This is a genomic window from Fibrobacter sp. UBA3718 (assembly GCF_002371935.1).
In the GTDB taxonomy this organism is placed as follows: domain Bacteria; phylum Fibrobacterota; class Fibrobacteria; order Fibrobacterales; family Fibrobacteraceae; genus Fibrobacter.
Map to the genome: position 1 here is coordinate 74,631 of NZ_DFHR01000008.1, position 21,658 is coordinate 96,288.

The following is a 21,658-nucleotide window of genomic DNA, read 5'->3' on the forward strand; positions in this document are numbered from 1 at the left end:
CAGATTACCGATGAGCAACAGTTGCCATGAGCGAGATGGTGTCTCTAGAAGTAATTCTCAAGACAATCTTGTGTTCACCCACGACAGTTGCCACATCAGGAATGTCGAATTCTGCATAGTTCTGCAAATACACCGTCGGGTCAGTCTGCTGACCATCCCAGGTGACAGACAGCTTATGCCTCGTGTTGTCGGAGCAGTTCAACTGCAGGAATACGTTCGGATGGTAATACTGGTTGCCCTCGTCCCAATCCGTAATCACGATTTCCACAGTCTCGCCGGCAGCAATTTCAACCAAGGTCGAAGTTCCTTCCTGGTCAATCACCACCGTTCCGTCGTCTGGAGCCACAACCGGAGGCGTCGGCGTAGAGGCTTCTCCACTGCCCTCTTGCCCGTCGTCATCGACAATCACGGGTTTCGGCACCACAAGCTGCGCTGTGCTGTCGGAGCCCTGCGACGTGAGGTTCCTGCCTTCGCCAACATCGATGGTATCCTTGCGGTCGTTTTCGTTCGACACGGAAGTATCGATACCCTGGATGTGGTTCTGGTCGAGCCTGCTCTGGAACTGCCACACGTTCGCGTTGTCGTTGTCGAGGTAGTTCTGGTGCTGCGTCGTGTCGATGGTATGCTGGTCGAGCGCAATCTCGGTATTGGGAGTGAACACGCCCAGCGGGTTGTTGTGTTCGAGCACGAGGTTCGCGCTTCCACCGAGGGCGATATCGTCGCCTTCACCCATCGTAATCGTGTCGGCACCTTCGCCACCCACGGCCACGTCGCGGTCCCTGCCCGTCGTGATCGTATCGTTGGTCGAAATCGAAGTCACCGCATCGTGTTCAATGGCAACAGACTTGGCCTCGATAACGCGATTCTTGAACTTCGAGACATCCGCAACATCGGCATCGTAAGGAACATCCATGTCGAATACGAGTTTCGCGTCGTCGCCATAGACGAGGTCCTTGTCGTGATCGCCGCCGAGGTCCGTTTCGCCGGCATAGCGGCCATCGCCCGATACGACCTGCACCGCCGAAATCATCGGGAGGTTCTTCGGATGCTGACCGGAGCTCGTGTAGATGTTCTTGATGCGGATATCGGCGACATCGCCCGACACGCCGCGGAACACCACGTAGTTGCCCACCAGTTCAAGGCGCGGAGCCGCCGAATCATGGGCCGACTCGTTCAAAGCCATCTGCAGCATGCGTTCGGCTTCGGTCTGCGACGAGCAGGTAGCCTCCTTGTAGTCGCCGTCGAACTTGTGGCCCGTCCAGTCGTTCAGGTAACGGTATTGAGACACGCCATTGTGACCCGTAAACTTCACCTGGTACAGGTAGTTGTACGTATCGGTATCGTTGTTGTCGCCACCGAGGTAGATGTAGAGGTCGTAGGTCGAAGAAACCGTATTGTTCGAATTGCTCACGAAGCTGTTCATGTTCTTGAGCTTCAGGACAATCTCTTCGCTCTGCTGTGCCGCAAGGTAGGTATTGAACAGCTTCGAGTTCGAAGTGTCACCATCCAGTTCATCGTAGTTCTCGATTGTGAAGCTTGCGACGGTCTGGCGCTGCCCGTGGTTCTTGCCGTAAAGCTGAACCTCGATACCCTCCTCGACAGCATACGGATTGCTTGCCGTGGGGTTGTTCGAAAGGCTGTTCATCTTGTTGTTGTACTCGGGAGAGGATTCCTGACCGCGCACAGATTCCGATACAATGACGCCACGGTCGTTGCGGTAGAAGTTGTGCCAGTCGGTATCCACCACGACGCCTGCCGCCTCACCCTGCGCAATCGCGTCCGTAGAATCGGAATGCTCGCGGGTAAAGTTGATGGAGAGCACGTTGATGTCGTCCAGCATCGTGTCGGCGGCCGCAGTCGCCTCGGCATTGATCGTATCCGCACCGATGCCGCCCACAACGGTATCGTTGCCATTGCCGGTCTTGATGAGGTCATCGTAAATCGCATCGATGTTCGTGATGGCCACAGATTCCGCAGTCGAGATGGTCGAAGCCGTAGATTCGTCGCTGTCGCGGTCGGTAAGCAGAATCTTCGCGTTGTCGCCGAAGACAACGTCGTTGTCGTGGATGCCGTAGCGTTCGTCACCGAAGGTGGTGATATCGTCGCTGCCGGTACCGCCCACCACGATATCGTCGCCGAGGTCGGTACGGATGGTATCGTTACCGCCGAAATCGATATCGGTCGTAGCGGCGACATCCTGCTTGTGGAGCGTGCCCCTGACCTGGATAGCGGCGATGCCCGGGAGGTTCTTTCCGTTCTGGGCATTGGGATCCGCCTCCTCGATAACCACGCGGATGCGGTCGGCAGCAACGCCCTCATCGACCGTAAACACCACGTAGTTCGCTTCCATCGCGGAAGCGGCCGTTTCGGCAGTCGAGCGTTCGTAGGAACCATGGAAGTTGTGGCCCGCATTGTCCTTCACATAGAAGGTCTTGATCGGATCTTCCGAATCGTTTGTATACAGGCTCACCTTGCGGATGCTGTTGTTTGCCGCAGAATGAGAATCCGGGATGTCGAGGTACACCACCACCCTGTAGCTCGTGAAGTACTGGGCAAGGCCGTCCATCTGGACATCGAGTTTATTTTCGCACTGCGCGTTGGGAGCAGTCGTCATCAGGCCCGAATTCATGAGCTTCGCGTTCTTGTCGTACTGCGCATTCCAGAGGCCAAGGTTGTAGGCCTGCAGGTTGATGCGGTTGTCCGTACTCGTGTTGCGATGGCTCTCGATGCCGCCGTAGCTCACGCTCACGCCGCTTGCGCGCACGCGGGTTTCGACAGCAGACTTTTCGCCCGTCGCATCGAGGTTATCCATGTTCACGACTTCGCGGTCATCGTTGCCGTATGTACCTGCAAGCGAGCCCGAGATGTTGTTCCAGTTGCTGCTGCGGTAATCGTCGCCGTTTTCCTCGTTGTACGCACCGACAAAGTCGCCCGCGTTGAGGCCCGTCTGCGAAGCACCCTGGAAGTTGAAGCTGAGAGTCGCCTCTTCGTAGACATCCGGGACGTTCTGGCGGTCGCCCACCTGTTCAAACGCCTCGTTCGCGTTGCCGCGGAATGTCGCGTAGGCGTTGTCGCCGAACACCACATCGTGGCCGTTGCCCGTCGTGATATCGTCAGAATCGAGACCACCAAAGACAACGTTGTCACCATTGCCAGCGATGATCGTATCGGCCCCGGCCGTTCCGTCTTCGCGGACAACGACTTGCTCGTCCTTGTCAAGCGTTTCGATGTTGCGGCCTTCGTTGGTGACATATATCGCATTGAAGTCGCGATCGACCTTCGCGAAGCCACCGTCGCCGAGGATGATGTCGTTGCCGGCTCCCGTGGTGATTTCGTCGGAATCCATACCGCCCATCACGATGTTCTTCCCATCGTTGGTATGGATAACATCATGGCCACCGTCATGTTCGGACTTGGTCTGCACTGTACGATATGTATCGTAAATATCGTACCTGCCGCCGTCACCCACAACAACGTTGTCATTACCGGCAATATCGATTATATCACCATCGGCACCACCCATAACGACATTCGTGTCGCCAAAGATGTCGATATCATCGTGACCGCCGATATCATCACTCGTGGTCTCGACGTAGCGAAGGCCGGAGTTGATGAACTCATTCACCGTTGCCGCATCAGGCTTCTTGTCGTAATTGGCAACGCCACCATCACCGAGAACAACGTTTTCGCCACCGTGGATTTCAATATCATCGTCAGCAAATCCGCCCATAGCGACATTGTGGCCACCATAGACCTTTATGTGGTCTTCGCCACCAATGTCATCACTCTGAGTCTGGATATAGGCCGAATCAGAAGCTTCGTTATTGTATTCGCCTCCATCGCCAAGCACGATGTTGTTATCGCTTGTTGCGCCATTCTGCGTACCGATAGTGATGTTATCGCCATCAAAGCCACCCATCACGGCATTCTGGCCGCCATAGATGTTGATAGTATCGACACCGCCATTTTCATCGTCAGTCGTCTTGACGGACTTGATCGCCTCGTAGACCTTCTTCTCGCTGTTCCATTCACGAACGGCGATGCCACCGTCACCGAGGACAATGTTGTCGGCACCGTAAATATCGATTCCATCGCCCATGGCACCACCCATAACGGTATTCTGGCCGCCATAAATCTTAATGGTATCTTCACCACCATGGATAACGACAGAGTCATCAACCTCTTCTCGAGACGTTTTGACAGTCACCTCGCCCTTATCTTTGTCGACAACATAGGAGCCGCCATCGCCAAGGACAACGTTCTCATTGCCATTTTGAGGCTTACCCTCCTCGACTTCGTCGCCAATAGTAATCTTGTCGCCTTTGGCACCACCCATAACGGCATTCTTGCCACCATGGATGTTAATGGTATCGATGCCGCCATTACTATCGTCCGTCGTTTCGACAGACTTGATGGAATCGTAGACCTCATTATCCGCATTCCATTCGCGGATAGATTCGCCACCATCGCCGAGGACAATATTGTCGGCACCATAAATGTCAATATTATCGCCGGCAACGCCACCCATGACTGTATTCTGACCACCATGGATAGTGATTGTATCGACAAAATCAGGTTCTTTATCCTCAGTCACCGACAGATCATGAGTATGAACCTTCACCTCGCCCTTATCTTTGTCGACAACATAGGAGCCGCCATCGCCAAGGACAACATTTTCATCACCATTGATCTTGACTTCTTCGCTGTCGTCCTTGTTTTCTTCGCCGATCGTGATTATATCGGCACCAGCGCCACCCATAACAGTATTCTGGCCGCCATAGATTTCGATAGTGTCCCCAGCGCCGACCGAATCTTCCTCAGTCTTCACGGATTCAACCGCAGCATTGACCATAAAGTTTTCGGTCGTAGCGACACCCGGCGTAAAGTTGGCACCACCACCGTCACCAAGGACAACGTTATCGGTCCCATTTCCCTTGCCGGCTTCGCCGATGGTGATATCGTCATCACCATTTCCGCCCATGACAACGTTATGGCTACCGACAATACCAATGGTATCTTTCTCTCCAATAGAATTATTTGTTGTTTGGACCTTTTCGAGGCTAACCACGATGTTATTTTCGCGCCAAGACGTTGCCGAACCTTCGTTATGGAAGTTCACCACACCATTGTCGCCAAGAACAACGTTCTTTTCTCCGGTTACAGAGATATTGTCGCCACCAAAGCCACCGACAACAACACTCATCTGTCCGCCGGCAGTAATTTTATCGACTCCGCCCTCGTTAGGCATTACGGACGCAATAGAAGTCGCCCCACGGGCAATGCCATCGGTCTGCTTTTGGATGAAATTACTATCTCTATCCTTAGGAATAGTTGTGAAAATAACATCACCCGCTTTATGCTCACCGGAGTCTTCCTTATAATAGCCAAGCTCCGTAACGACATTATTGCCATCCATATACTGGATGTTACCCTTGTCACCAAAGGCGATAATACCCTTATCAACATCGATGGTGTCGTTTCCCGCACCGCCCAGAACAACCATACCGTCCTTGGTAATCAAGCTTCCCTTTGCAGTAATCTTATCGTTGCCGCCCTGGGCGTTGATAACCAGCTGACCGTCGTTAGCGTTATAATCCGTAACGGTAATATCATCATCGGTCTCACGATTATCGGTTTTATCGTCGCCGGTATTCACGACCGTGAACGTCTGGAATTCTTTTTCTGTAGTCTGATCAACATGGCCATGAATGGTCTTAGAGATATTGACAGTGTCTTTTCCTGTTCCAAGATTGAATTCACCAAATTCGAACTCGCTTGCAACAACCTTTTCCTTAAGTTCCGTATGCGTAAACTTTACGGAATCGTCAACATTTTCCACATCGGCATTTTCAAGAGCGCTGTTGGCATCGACATTCGAATCCTGGTTATTCACGAATATACGATCAACACAGTCGTCTTCGCTTTCAAAGAGGTAATCCTTCTGCCCAGCGAACATAGCCTTGAATCCGTTCAAGGAAGCTTCAATAGACTTGTTCAACGTGAGAGTGTAAGCGTCCGCTGTCTTAGTGAAATCATCAATACGGAACCATTCTGATTCGTTCTTTTCCGAAACAAACTTGACCGTACCACCCTTAGTAGGAATCTCTCCTTCCTTGATTTCGACAATGACTGTATTGCCAGAAACAGACTTCACGCTAGCCAAACTTTCTAAGTCAAAGGTATTTTTCTCATTAAACTTCGAAGCCCAAACAAAGCCGGAATCGCTTTCAATCTTATGATTATAATGGAGAAGTTCCGGATTATCGACACCGGCAATGTCACTTGTTCCCTTACCATAAGCATCAACAATGCCTTCAACTTGGTTAATACGCTTGTCGCTATTTCCATCGAAAGTAACGATACCGTATTCTTCATCAATGGCATCTGCTTTTGCGAAAACAGTTATTGTATTTGATGCAGACCCTTTCTTAAATTCCAGAACAACGGAAGATTTCGCTATTCCGTCTTTATTATCATAAATCAAGAGTTGAACTTCTTTATTTCCGTCCAACATCTTAGATATAACTTCGGAAGCAGACACCTTAACAAACAACGATTTACCGTCAGGTATATCCTTGTTGTATGTAATATCGAAAGTCATGGAGTTCCAACTCGTATCACGTTCTGTGTTTCCCGTCGGAACATGATGTCCATCCTTCAATTCCGTCTCGAGATACTTTTCAGCAAGCACATACTGATTTTGTTGAGCAGTATCACCAACGCGTTTAATCGTCAAGAAATCGCAGGGTTTGAAGGAATCACCATTTTGGATATTCGTTTCCGCACCAGCAAACGTGCCTGAACCAACAGAAACCTCACCATGCAATGTCGCGAGTTGCTGGTTCGACGTATTGAAGAATACCAGGACATTTCCGTTCAGCTCGTAATAAATATCCTTCTTTTCCTTCGATGCTTTATCTGCGCCACAGTAGACAGTCTCGGTTCCATATTTAACAGAAGACAAACTGGCAACATCATCGTAAGCAAGATGGATTTTCGACCCATCAAGTTTCATTGTATTGGAACGATAATTAACGATAAGAACCTTATCTTTTAGGTCATTTGTATAATTCTTTATGGTCAAAACACCTTTGTCATCTATACTGGTATATTCAATTGTCTTATCGCTATTTTCCAGATAAACATGGATGTTCGACTTATTCGCACCATGCAATTCGACGCCAAATTCGCCCAGAGCAACAGCACTTCCACCAATCGTGTACTCCTCGGTCCTCGTAAGCAATTTCTTCGCTTCGTCATTTTTGGAGACTTTTTTATCATCCTTAACACTCAGCGAGAATGCCGTTGCAGACTTGGAAAGCAGTTTTTTAAGTATTTCGCCTTTATTCGTATAAGTCCAAACGCTGCTCAACGAAATTGACTTGACAACATCTTCTTCGGACAAAGAATCCGAAAGGGCCTTGACATTTATCTTTACCGGTTGCGTATTTTTTCCATCAAAGACAATCTGAACATGATCCGAATATGTTGTGTCAGAATCTTTCTTAATCAGGATTCCCCTGTCACCAGCCTGAAGCATGGACGTGGAAAGCAACGGAATGTTCAAGTCGACCGTAATCGACCCTTCTTTCAGGTTTCCGGAATAGCCGACAAAGAACGAACCAACTCCACCTTCCTGAATGACAAGCCCATTATCAGCAATATATGTTTCAGAAGTAGACACAAACACGGCAGGAGCTGCGCTCGTATCCATCACAACAAATTTCTGCTGATACTTTTTGTCTTCCAAATCAGAATTTACAAAACAGATCTTCTTTTCATCGTCATCCAAATCATCAGAATCAGCCGACAACACTTCATATGTCAAAGTATTGGTCTGACCATCGGTATCGGCATTTCGAAGCGGACGACTATCCAAATCGAGACCACCAACAGACACGGTATCATTGCCATGACCGCCGTTTATCGTAGTCGTCTCACCCGCATTGTTGCTGGCGACATAGAATTCATCGTCACCCGCACCAGCTGCAAAATTCGAGTATTCTACACCGGCAACCTTGATACCACCAGATTCAGAAAGCAAGCCTTCCTTCGTAATAACAACAGTATCGTCACCTTCGGTGCCATAGACATTTACGCTATCTATTCCGGTTCCACCATCAATCGAGCGAGTTCCGTTGACAACGATATCCCCACTCATAGTCTTATAGTTGTATACCGAGAACGCATCGTTGCCACGGCTGCCAGCCATGTTCAAAGAACCGACGTTGCGCAGAGCGGTAAAGGTATCATCACCAATACCACCATCAATGCTCAACTTAGAACCTTCAGACACACCTTCACTCAGGTATTTTCCATCGGAATTCTGAATAGTTTTGAATCCATCTTCAGAAGCAATGCTCTGTGTACCAGCCTTTCGATCGGAGTTGTAGAGCTGTCCAACCTGGAAGGTATCGTTTCCGGCGCCGCCATCAATATTCGTTACAGCCGCAGTACCATCAACGACAACCTTGTCATCGCCACCGTTCGCATACAAATTAACAACGTCAATACCATTCGTAAAGTTGACGCGTTCGATATTCTTATTGGCATTCGTGCTAGATACGTCACCATCTTCAGGCAACAACGCTACAAAACCAAGAGTCCCAGCTTCGTTCATTCGCATCAACAAGTTGTCTGCATATTCCGTGGCTTCAATAGTGAGCACATCCCTATCGAACTGGCCTTCTCCAGAATCGGTGATGTTCACATAACTGGTTTCGCTTCCGCCCATCAAGTTCACGAAGATTTGGTCGCTGCCACCCTGGCCATCAACGAAATCCAAGCCGGGGCCGGTCTTGATTTTGTCATTTCCGTCAGTCGGCCCACTTTTGGCATCCTTGTAGAATATTCCGCCCAAGCCAAGATTTTCGCCAAAGGTGATCTTTTCTCCATTAAACGCGTCTGAGCCTTTAGTATAACCGCTAGCAACTCCCTTATCGCCATACAGGCTGTCATTACCAGCGCCGCCATCGATGACATCGTTTCCTTCACCACCATAGATGATATCATTATCGATACCACCCTGGATGTTGTCGTCACCATTACCGCCATCAATGACATCGTTACCGATGCCACCTTCAATGACGTCGTTTCCTCCGGCGCCGTAAATCAGGTCATCGCCTTCGCCACCATAGATGTGGTCTATGCCGTCGCTACCGGAATCATTATTACTCGCAACAGAATGAGACTTCTCAAGTTTATTTTCCCATTTTTTTAGTTTTTCGTCCGAATCAACATCGAACTTGAACTCACTATTAGAAACGGTATAGTTATCATTACTAAACTGGTTTGCAATAAGTTCCTTGCTGAAGAAATCCTTATTGAAGTTATCGGTGACTTTTGTCGTTTCCACTTTGTCACCATTAATAATATCGTGACCGGAACCGCCATAAATATAATCTTCACCCGAGCCACCGAATATACGGTCGTTTCCGCGTTCACCCCTGATTGTATCGTTACCGGAGCCACCGTCAATCCGATCGTTGCCCGAACCACCATAGATTGTATCTTTGCCTTCACCGCCAATGATCAAATCGTCGCCGCCATCAAGGCTGATATCGCTGCGAGTGGGGTTAGAGATAGCATTACCTTCAATATGGATCTTACCACCATCACCGAAGATAAAATCGTCCCCCCCAAGCCCATTGATCTTGTCGTTACCGGCACCACCGAAAATGACATCAGCGCGGTCACCACCGATAATTGTATCATTACCGGATGCGCCCGCAACTACAGACCCTTCGGCATCCCAAGTGGTGCTCTTTTTCCGTTCTTCTTCGGGAGGTACATACCCATCATCGCCATAGATGATATTCATACCACCATTAGCACCAATAATGGTATCATTACCGGCACCACCAACGATAATTACGGTATAGCCATTCAAATCAAGCTCGGAAAGGTCGATTACATCGTCACCCTCGCCACCATAAATTTCAAGATTAAGGCCAGCAACCCCGGACAACTTGATGTAGTCATCACCGGCATCGCCATTAATTTGATGCCATTTTCCTTGATCCGTCTTTACACTCTTTTGGCCTCCATTCCAAAGGACTTCAGCAGTATTCGCTTTATCATCCTTCTTCAATGTAGCTATGTACGCTTCATCACCGTCTTCAAGAGAAGTGTTCACATTGTCAGTCGATACTCTGTCGCCAGCATTCGGACCTATGTGCGCAACGATATTGCCATTGTCATTCTTCGAAGCCATCACCGGCGCAAGTTTATGTTCATAATTGAAACTGAACAGGGTTATGTCGCCCGTAATATTCCACTTTTTCGTGGTAAGCCACAAATCCACATACGCATAGAGTTTGGCTGTAATCGCTCCGTTCACATCGAATATGCCGAACAAGCCCAATTCGCCAATGATTTGCTTCATTTCGCTGAGGCGAACCTTGCCATCCTTGTTGGGGTCAAACAGATTGAAACCAACGTTGATGCCCACACCGCCACCGACACCGGCACTCACGCCAGCATTGAGTTCGGCGGCGGCTGTCAAGCCGCCATAGAACGAAAGTTCGTTGACATCGACTCCATTTTTGTCTTTGTCCATCACATAGAAGCCATTGAGCAAGCGGCCATAGTCCTTACGGCCACTGCTAATCCACTGGCGGATACCCAGCGTGTCGTAACCAAAGCCGAGCTGGATGGAGGCGTTGAACGTCACGCCCAGGCGCGCACCGAGCGGACCCCAGATGCGCACGAACGTATTCCAGTCAAAATCAAAGCAGAGCGTGGGCATCGTGTATTCGACAAGGGGAACATCTTCGCCAAGCAGCATCTGGAATATCTTCGACGGATTGTTCCAGATAAAATTCCAGCCGCCGTCGTTTTTGAACTTGAAGCCTTGATCTTCGAGTTCTTTTTGGGCATCGGTAGCAATGTTCGAATCTTCCAAACCCTTAGCATACTCTTTTATACTATCGTTTATTGCCGATCTAGAGGACTTTCCCTTAAGGAAATCTTCGGCATTTGCATTATCACCAACTTTCTTTATCAACTCAAAATCACCCAGACTAATTTTAAGTCCAGTGCCATTGGAAGTCGAAATCGTCTTAGAAATCGAAATCAAGTCCTTGATGGCATAAATCATACCGTCATCAAACTTGCCCTTGCTGTATTTTTTGGCAAGGTCGAGCGGGGTTATCTTGATTCCCAGGTCATCGAGCACTGGGAATGGGGTCATCAGGAAGTCGATAAGCGGCTCAAGCGGTTCTATGACCGTCTGAATCTTGGAAACGATTGGCCCGAGCACGCCCCCGATAAAGGAACCCATATCGAATTCAAGATTTTTGAAAGCTAGGGAATTGATAGTCGGTTTTTTTACGCCCGACACTTCTTTGAACGCCCAATCAAATTCAAAATCACCCGAAATGTTAGGGAACTTGGGCGTATCGCGGCCGGCATCCTTGCCGACACCGACATCTATACCGGCATAAATATCGACAGTCGCTTCAAAGTCAAACTTGGGCACGGCAAAAGCATCGGACATCTTCACCAAGCCGTATTTTTTCGTAAATTTTTTTATCTTATCATCTGGATCATCATCGGTCTTTTCTTTTGTAATCCATTCTTTCACTCCATCCGCATCGAGCGGCTCCGAAGCGCCAAGTCTGGAATCATATGTCTCCGCCGGAGAATCACTCGGATTATTCAAGTCGACTCCGAAACTTAGTTCAACAGCAGCTTTGTGATTATTACCATCTTTATCTTTTCCCTTTGTCGACAACGTCAAGCCGAGCCCAGCCAACGAGGCGCTTATATCAGCATCTAACTCAGCCGTAGCCTTGACATTGATTTCATTGCCATCGTTAAAGATAAAGTAGAAACCATTCTGCTTCGAGATACCGAATCCGAATTCCAGCGCCCAAGAGAGCGAGAGATTGAGACCGCCATCCGCGGCGAGCGCCAGTCCGGGGAAGCCGAGATCAAAGCCCACCGAGGTCCCGAATTCATACACGCCGCCCAGGTTGAAGTACCATTCCGCCGATTCCTTGGTGCTGCGGTACCACGTCCCCTTTCCGTCGACTTGTTTCCACCCGGTCTTATCTCCGTTCCAACCGAAATAGTAGGAATCGCCATCGTCTGAACCGACATCATATTCCGGAGTCAGGAAAAAGCCCAATCCAAACAGGTCGTTCATCTTTTTCGCGACCATCTCGGCTGTCAAGCCCGTCGATTCGTAAACAAACTTCGAGAACGGGTCAAGAACCTTGTTCTTCAACTCGCTCAAGAAGTCGACACCGGTACTCAAGGCCGAACCCACCACAGGCACGGACTTGATGGAGCTAGCCATACCGCCGTTGATATTGCTTTCGAGCATTTCGAACAGGTTATTCAAGCCAGACACAGCAAGTTTAATCTGGCTGAACCAGTCCATGTTCGCAAAATCGGCGAGTTCCAATATCCTTTCGTACACACTCGAGAAGTCAGCAATCAACCGCCCATCGAACTGAGATTTATTGTCTTCGTTCCCAAGCCTCAGGCCAAAATCAAAGCTGTCATAAACTTTATTTGCGTCGGTGAGTTCACCATCTTTCCAGTCATCCTTGATAGCACCCATTATTTTTTCGACTTCGTTTTGAGCATTATCGAAAGACGTGCAATTGACTAATTCAACGGCATTATTATTGAATCGGCCCACAAGGACATCGCCCAAGGACATCTCACATACGGTAATCGGAAGACGCCCGAAAATAACGATAGGGATGACGTGATTAAATTCACCAATATCATTGAAATTAAGAAGACTTTCCTCCGAGTTTCCTATTGAACCAAGGAAAGCGGCCTCACCGTAAATAAACGACTGCTGGTCCTTATTCTCGCCAACAGAAATCAAGTTGCTGAGCATGCCACTGCCACCGCCCGTGACACCCAAATCGAAATTCAGTTTGTCGCCCGAAATTGCAATTTCGGCACCAAACTGGATTGGCTCCGTAAGCACAAGGTCGAAGTCCCCTTTGAAATTGACTTGTGCAGAAAGCGTAAACCAGAAATTACCCGAGACATCCAAGTCAATGTTTCCCTGGACGCCGGAATCCGTTTCGCCAAAGCTGAACCTATGGCGTACGCCGATAGCCTTCGCCACATCGAAATCAAAGAAAATGGAATTATTACTTGAGTCAAACCTTATGTTAAAGAGCTTTTGCCCTTCCGTATGCGATTTGAGGTTGAATTTATCAAGATACTTGTTCAGCAAATCACCGAACTGCTGGAAGTTCGTAATATTTTCGGTACGGAGTGTAGAGACAATGCTGCGCAAGTCGTTCGCCACAGTCACCAAGTCCCCAATAGACTTGTTGATGACAGGAATCTTTTGTTTAGCAATCTCCTTATTATTTACAACATCATCAATGCGATCAATCAGATTCTCAAGCACAGCATAGAGCTGCTCAATCGAGAAGTTGTCGAAAGTGCCAAGAAGATCCTTTACACCACCACCTACCTGAACATCACCAGCCAACCTGTAATTATCTTGTTTCAATTGAGTATTTGAGCTGTCTTCGAATTTCGCAAACCCATTGGGTTTTACAACCTCAAGAGTCACCTCAGCCAGTTCTATGTCATAACCAAGCAAATCAGCATAAGCTGTTGCAAAAAATTCATTTGAACCATCAACAGGCTCCAGCGTCACTGGATTTACTTTATACCCAAATATATTATTCGGATCTTTCTCTTCAGCTTTTTCCAAGCCGAATTCTAACTCAAGCCCAACTTCACCTTTCGCAATAAGGTCTGCTCCAACAAACTTATACGAAGCCGACGCACTTGCCGCATACTTTGCTGTTTCCCAAGTTTCCTTTTTTTCGGCATTAGCAAGAGTCTTCCCATTAATCGAAAGCGTCGATACAGTAAGAGAGCCTGCCTCGACATCAACGTTTTCTATTTTATAATAATCGCCACCGACAGAAATATAACCGCCTACAGCATAAGAAACATCTGCTCTAATATCATCTTCTGCAGATTTAAGCTCAAGAGTAACGGAATTTCCTGATTTAGACAGTTTATCAATTTCGTGCAGGTTGGTTCCCATCGATAGGGTCAGGCCTGCTTCAATTTTGACCCCCTCAAGGCTAATCTTTTTCGACCAGTCAAGGTTCTGGAGCGCAGAGCCTACGACACGGTATTGTTCGCTGTTCTTTTTGGCTTTCTGGCCCGAAGTAAAACCAAGCCATTCAAGAGCCTTGCTGGAACCGAAGGATTCAAGGGTAAAAACGTCTTTTCCTTCAATTACCAAATGGTCGTCTTCAATGGATATCTTAAAGTCGTCACCAAGTTGATTGTTAATCTCATAAAGAAGATTACCAAGTGTCTGCGACTTGAGCGAATTGGCAGCATACAAGCAATTTTGGAAATCGACCTTTTTATCGTTTACCTTAAAATCAGTCGTATCAGCCTTAGTACTATCAATTTCAATATTCGAATCGCTTACAATGAATACAATTGTCCCGTTAACAACCTTGACCGAAGATATTTTGGAAAGAATATCATCGCCTTGCGTACAATTGTCTATCGTATCGTTAATTGCCTTTGCAAGAGACGAAACCGAAGAACAATGTTCCGTGTTGACATATATTGTTTCAGAATCATCGTTAGCATCGGCGAATTTCAATTCCAAGATATGATCGAACCATTCGACAGATGCTGTATTATCAGTGCTCTCTAGCGAAATACTCCAGTCGCTACTTCCTTCTTTCTTTACTTTTACAAATTTGATATTCAAAGAGTCTTTAGTGAATGTAAATTCATCGCCTAAATCATCAGGAACATCTATAGATACATATTTTGAATACAGGGACTTGAATTTTTCTTCCGCAGAAGCTTCATCAACGACCTTGTCAAATTCTATAAATACTTTATTTGTATCACTAGTACCTTTGACAAGCGCCCCATGCTTTCCGATCGAAGGAGTAAGTTCACCGGAGATTCGCATGTAGGTAATCTTTTTACCATCTTCAGCGCCATTATCATAAAGGTAATAAAGGATATTGTCGGTATCCAGATTTCCCTGAATTCTTCGAGAATCGCAACCGAAAATAATTTGTTCGCCAGTCACATCCACCACATACAAGCCATATGTGTTCATGATGGAACGACCCTTATCCACTTCATCAACAGTATTCTGAATAGAAAGATACTCGTTCAATTGATCTTTAAGATTTTTACCCTGAATATATCCATCGCCAAGTTTTTGAAAAAAATCAACCTTCTTAATTTTTACATCTTTCGGACTGTCTTCTCCAGATTTAAGAACATGAATAGTCCATTCATCATCTCTCTGAACCTTGTACATCGTCTGCAGGTTCGTACCGGAGAGCTTCAATTCGGCAAAGGAATCGCCACCGGAGGTCTTTTTATCCAGATTGTCACCCTTTTCAATAACAAATTCTTGTTTTGATGTGATAACAATTTGCCTTGACGACGTGTAAGAGATTTCAAAATCCGTTTCAGATGGTGAATTTTCGTACCAGTCAGACCTTAAAGAACTTAACGAAACCCCTTCTTTTATCTTAACTATTCCGAGTTCCGATCGACCTTCTGTTTCTTTAACATTCGAAGTTAATTTGATGAACAAATCTTCATCAAAGGTTTTTTCTGTGGGAATAACATAAGTGACATACCCTTCATTTTCGGAAATAACCTTTTCATCGCCGTCAACTTCTCTTACAGCCGTCAATACGCCATCTTTTTTCTTAACCTGGAACAAACCAATATCAGAAAGTTTCGCATTTCCATCTAATTTTTCGCCACTGAAATCAATATTCAATGTAAATGCAATCGAAGCATCTCCCGATATTGAAACGTACCCATGTGTAGAAACATTTTCCAATTTGTCCTTCAGCACATGAGCCAAGTCTAGCCCGAATGCCTTTCCGACACCAAACTTCAATTCGAATTTTAGCCTAACATTTTTGGCGTTTTCTTCAGTTGGGGTAACAAGACTAACAACGTCATCCCCTTCACCACCAAAGAAAACCATTTTCCAAGATTTGTTAAATACTTCAACAAATTGCTGTATAGTACCAAAATTCTTTTGGTATTGGCCTTCCACACATTTCATGAGGCCGAAATCGCAGTTTTCAGAACCATCCCCGTAAACAACCGCTTCAACCTTATCGACAATATCTACGACCTTATCAATAGAGCCGTCAAGGAAGTCGAGCTTGGTCTTGCTTTCAACCATGCTACGCAGAGCAGACTGTAGCGAATTCAGCACCACATGGACCTGATTAATCAGCGAGTCTCCTGAAAGAGACATATATTGCTTTATACTATTCGGAAGCGCCCATTCCCTTGAGTCAAAATTGTATGAAAAGTTGTCATCATCCTCATTCGTAATCTTAGGAAGTTCAAACGAATCTCCGGCTTTCAAAGTAAGGGAGCTGTAGCCCAATTTCAGCTCTTTGGGCTTTACGCCATCTCCGATGGAAACGCTAAAATCAACCTTCCCGCCATCAATCTCAACTTCAAAGAGGCCTAAATTCATCGAATCAAGCGAAGTGCTAAAATCCAGGTCTACACGTTCCAAATCGACGTTATTAATGGAAAGTTTTCCATCTTTATCAACTTTAATATTAAGTTTTAAATATACCGTGCATTCCGCACTTAACGACGCAACATCAAAAATACCCAAATTGAAGCCGCCATCGCCAAGCAACTGGAGTTGTTTGGGAGAAATGGCAAACAGCAAGGAATGTTCACCCTTTTCCAGAGCAAGAGATTGGGCGGCAATCGTATTTGCGCCGAGCAAATCAACCAGATTAGTGCCATCCCAATTTTCTGAATACTCTTTTGTCAAAATCTGAATTTTATCCAAAGGCACCAGGCCATTGACATAACCAGAGAACGCATCCTTTATTTTGTTAAAGTCAAGTTTTCCATCGGCGAAAGCATCGTATACACCATATTGCGCAATTTTCCAACATTCATCAAGTTTTTGGACAATTTGCGGTATGCTATAGTCCTGACCAAGCACAGAAAATTTCGGCTGGTTTATGAACGGAATATTAATATTATCTAAGACGCCAAGAATGCCTTCTAACGACAAGATCGATCCAACATCAAATTCATCATTCAGTTCAACCTTGGAAATCTTAACTTCATTAGCAGAAACTGTCAATTTTAAACATTCATCGTCAATTTTAAGCAACCCACCAAGGCTACTGCTTGTTATACCAGGAGCTTTCAGTTCAAATTGTTTAAAATTATAACCAAAATCGACAGATTCTCCATCCATGCTAACGGAAACTTCTATTGCAAAAGCAGCCTCAATTTCGAAATCACCCAAATCAGTTTGCACACATTTAATTTTCGGGCACAATTCGACAGTAAATACACCTCCATCTATATTAATGGGGGTCTCGTACAAATCCTCAGCCAGAAGGTCATAGGAATTTTCCTCGCCAAATTTCAGATTAATTTCCGAGAAGAAATCCCCCAAATTATTTGTACTAACAAAACTTTCAACAATCGTTTTAGCTTTACCAAGATCTAAGGTAAAATTATCATCGGCATAGGCAATCTGGTTGCGAAGAGCAAGAAGAACGTTATTTTTGAAATTATTGACTTTATTTAGAATACCCGAAATCGTGTAAGAGTCATCGCCAATTTTAAATTCATTTCCAAGATACGGAATCGACAAGTTTTCAACAATATTAACTATGCCGCCAAAGAGGTCTTTCGGCGAAAGGATGTTTTCCAAATTGGTAATTTCATCGGGGAAATTCCACTTTCCATCACTATAACTGAATCCAGGTTTATCTGTAGTGTCTTCAGGCTTTTTCTGTTCAAGCAAAGTGACTTGACCGTACATCAGTTTAAGAGAGTCATACTGAAAACGGCATGCATCAATCCCCTGATTTTCACCACCTATACTCGCCTTGAATTCAAAAGACTCTCCTTCGAGTTCAGCAGAAAGTCCACTAGGCAGTGAAATTGTATTCTTATCTTTCTGCTGTTTCAACTCCAACGTCATCTCGTCGAACTTGACACCATTCAAGTTTATCGAGCCGTCATTCTCAACATGAAGGGTCAGCGTCACATCGAACGGGCAACTCATGTTGACCGTGCCCAAATTGACACCTGCAAAACTTACATTTTCAAGACTCTTCTCAGGAGTAAATCTGAACGTAAGTTTGGCACACTGGCTGCTGTCGTCAATGGAGAATTTCAGGACCGTCTCAGCAGTCTCTCCTTCACCAAAAACCGGACAAAGATTATCAGAATCGCCTGCATTAGAGCCCTGTTTTACAATTTCGACGCTTTTAAATATTGATTCACTATCAAGAACATCGCTCAGAGCCCCCTTCAAAGTTTCAATCGTCACATCAATACTTGAAGTCGCCCCAGTAGACAATTTCGCTGCACCTGAGTAAAGAGCCTGCACTATAGCGTTATGAGCGCTTTCCGCATCCGAAACGATAATGCTAGCAAGATCGTCAACTGCTTTTTGTTCTTCTCCTATTTTAAACTCAAGAGGGATGTCTACATTTTCAAGCAAGCTAGTGATAGCAGCCTTGAGCGCAAAATTTCCGCCCAACTCGAATTCCGGGTAGTCCACTTTCCAGCCATCAGTGACGTCATACGAGACCTTCACGGAAGAATCTCCGCTGATTGCAAACGGAAGACCTTGAACAGCACCCCCAATATCTACGCCAAATCCGAGCTTTTCCAATCCAAGTGTATAATCGGCTTTTCCGTCAACAGCTTTGATAGTCACCTTTATGGCAATCTCGGAATCCACACCAAGAGTATTATCCAAAGTGAAGAGAGGAAGTTTTAACTTGTCAAGCGAAGTTTCGTGGAGCGAGAAAACGAAAGTATATTCCTTGCCTGTAAAGGTCGGCAGCACGGCAGACTGCAGTTCACTACCCCATACATTGTATTCCTGCATAGAGCCCGACGGAACAATTTTTATACAGTCGATAATATTCTTAAACTCATCAGCCCCATCTTTTTCAACCAGGCTCGCAAACTTATTTCTCAACGCATCGGCATCGAGCTTGGCAACCTTCGGGTCTCCACTTCCAAGCAAAGAAACAGACGCTTTCAAAGCCTTGGAAACGTTCTCCCACGTATTGGAAACAGAATCTAAGATACCCAAAACGGTTGTCTGAGTTTCTTTTACCTTCAAATCGAGATTCGGGATAGATTTATTATTTGTAAAATTTTTAATAACAGGATCAAGAACGGCACTCAGCGAGATTCCTTCAATTATGGATTCGAAATCGAACTCGCTAGCCAGCCATTCCCCGTCGACATACGAAATTGTTATACTGGCATCAGCAAAGTCTTCTAAAGACAATGTGATATCGAAGCCGGAGAAATCAAACCCATCAAAAGAGACCTTTCCGCTCTGGTCAATATTGAGCTTGATTTTCAAAGCGGCAGAAACATCGGCCTTGGCATTCACATTGAAAGAATCAATGCTAAAGCCATCCATCGCTATATTTTTCTTTGCAAAGCCTAGCGTAAACTCGTTAGAGCCGACATTCAGCGCAATTGACGGCAATTCCGTCGGTTCGCCAATCACCTCCGCAAAGATGTCAACAGCATCGGTTTCGCCCATTTTGAAAGTGACACTATCGAACAATCCGCTCAAATTGGTACCGACGACACTTTCAAAGAGAGCCTTCAAACGAGCGGCATCGATTGCCACTCCTTCAGCAATGTTTTCAGCACCCTGTACAGCCTCATTTACACCACCCGACAGGGCAAGCGAGATTCCCTTCCAGGCGTCGTCAACTTTACCAGCAAAGTCAACAACGGACAAAACATAGTTCTTCGGTTCATTTTCGCCTGGGTTCTTCTTGGCTATAGCAAACTTGTAATTGGCAAGGTATGGAACGTTCCGGACTGCACCCAGCAGGCCCTCCAGCGAAAAAGATTCCTCACTGAACAACGATGTAAAGTTGGTTATCTCGGCGGGCAGCGTCCATTTTTCATTGGCATAGGAGAAAGCCCCCTGCGGCAGACTTGCCAACATTGCGTCGCCAACGTTCAAGTCAAGCTTGTCGTAGGTCAAGCCCGCATCAAATTTATCCACATCAAGACGATTATTTCTATTGACGATGGAAAGTTCCAAGCCGAACGCTCCATTCTTGAAAACCGCACTGATTCCCTCCAGCGAGACGCTCTCGATATCCGTCTTTTGCATATTCACGTTCAAATCTTGCAGGGCGACATTACCGAACGTAATTTTCCCTTCTGCATCCATGTTGAACGTAAACTTCACATTAATCTCGGTGCTTACACCAACACCTTTCAGCGAGAACATACCGAGGTTCAATTTATCGAACGAGCCCGCGATCGGCTTGATCTGCATGACAAGGCTATTTTCGCCCTCAACGAGGGCCTTCGTGTTACCCTCTACATCAAACGCATAACTATCTAAAACATCTCCCCATTCTGCAATATTGGCCGCCACGAACGAATCGATAGACGACTTGAGCTGGGCGAGGTTCATCGACATGTTCTCAATAGAACCATAGATTGCACCGGGAACGAAGCTCCAGAAATCTTCCAGTTCAGAGGCAAATTCCGCTACCGACATTTCCTCTTTTTGTTCACCCGAACCAACAGGAATCTTTATGCTGTTCAGAACAGGCAGTTTCTTGGCTGCAACAGCCTTGAGCACCGTTCCTAAGGAGAAGTCCTTGTTCAGCTTGAACTCGGGAACCTGGACATCGAGTTCCCCGTCTATGGTAGACACCTTCAAGACACCGTCACCAGCCACAAAGAACGGGAGATTTCCAGTTTCTTCCACCTTGAATTCCAGGTCGACATTCTTGGTCACACCTTCGTCGGGCGTGTAACTGAGGCTCAAGTCCGGACTAGGTTCGTCGGCAGATTCGATCTCAGAAACAGAAAGGTTCATGAACTTAGCGCTGGCACCGGGAATATCGACAGAGACTTCGAGTTTTCCCACTTGCGGGGCAGAGATTTCGACATCGACCGCGCTATCAAGAAGAGAACCGCTCCCGTCCTTGTCCAGTTCGACAGAAACAGAAGCCTGGGCAGCTGCAGAGAGATTGGCAGAGCCGTCCACAGACACCTTGCCCCAGGAACCGAGATCGACGCCGAGGTTTTCAAGAGACTTTGTCTCGGAAAGGTCGATACCGACCGTAAGCTTGGAGCCTTCCGCAGAGAACGTGAGTCCCCTGTACGCTTCGCCCTGTTCGCTTTCAAGGAAATCCTTCACGTAGGTATCGACCAGTTCCGAAAGGCTCAGTTTGCTAATAGGGTCAACACCTTCTGCAAGGTTGGCATTCGCCTGCTCGATGGCCGTGTGGGCCATATCCAATGATTGAGCAAGCACATCGTTTACTTTATCCGCAATAGTCGTTTTCAGGGTATCGACGCTTTCGCCAAACAGCGTGGTAAAGGAGCCGGCGTATTCGCCGAGGCCAAGCTTCAAAGCGTCGAAGCCATCGATGGAATCCACCGCGGCAGAGACCTGCTCCCCAATGTTACCGGAAATAGATTCAATCTGCTCCGCATAGTCATTCAAGTGCTCTGCGTCAAATCCAGAATCGGCATCCATCATCAGGCGCGGTTCGAGGGATTCGATCTTGTAATTGTTGCGGGTGAACTTTTTTGCCTTGGAAGCAGATTTCTTGGTGTTCTTGTTGTTGGACTTAACGTTCTTGGACAT

1 protein-coding gene is annotated in these 21,658 nt (G+C 46.6%); it reads right to left on the minus strand.

Annotated elements, in window-relative coordinates:
- Nucleotides 1-4: 4 nt before the first annotated feature.
- A complete protein-coding gene (locus tag B4A77_RS02295) occupies nucleotides 5-21,658 on the minus strand; it encodes a calcium-binding protein (protein ID WP_290737932.1) in 21,654 nt (7,217 codons plus the stop codon).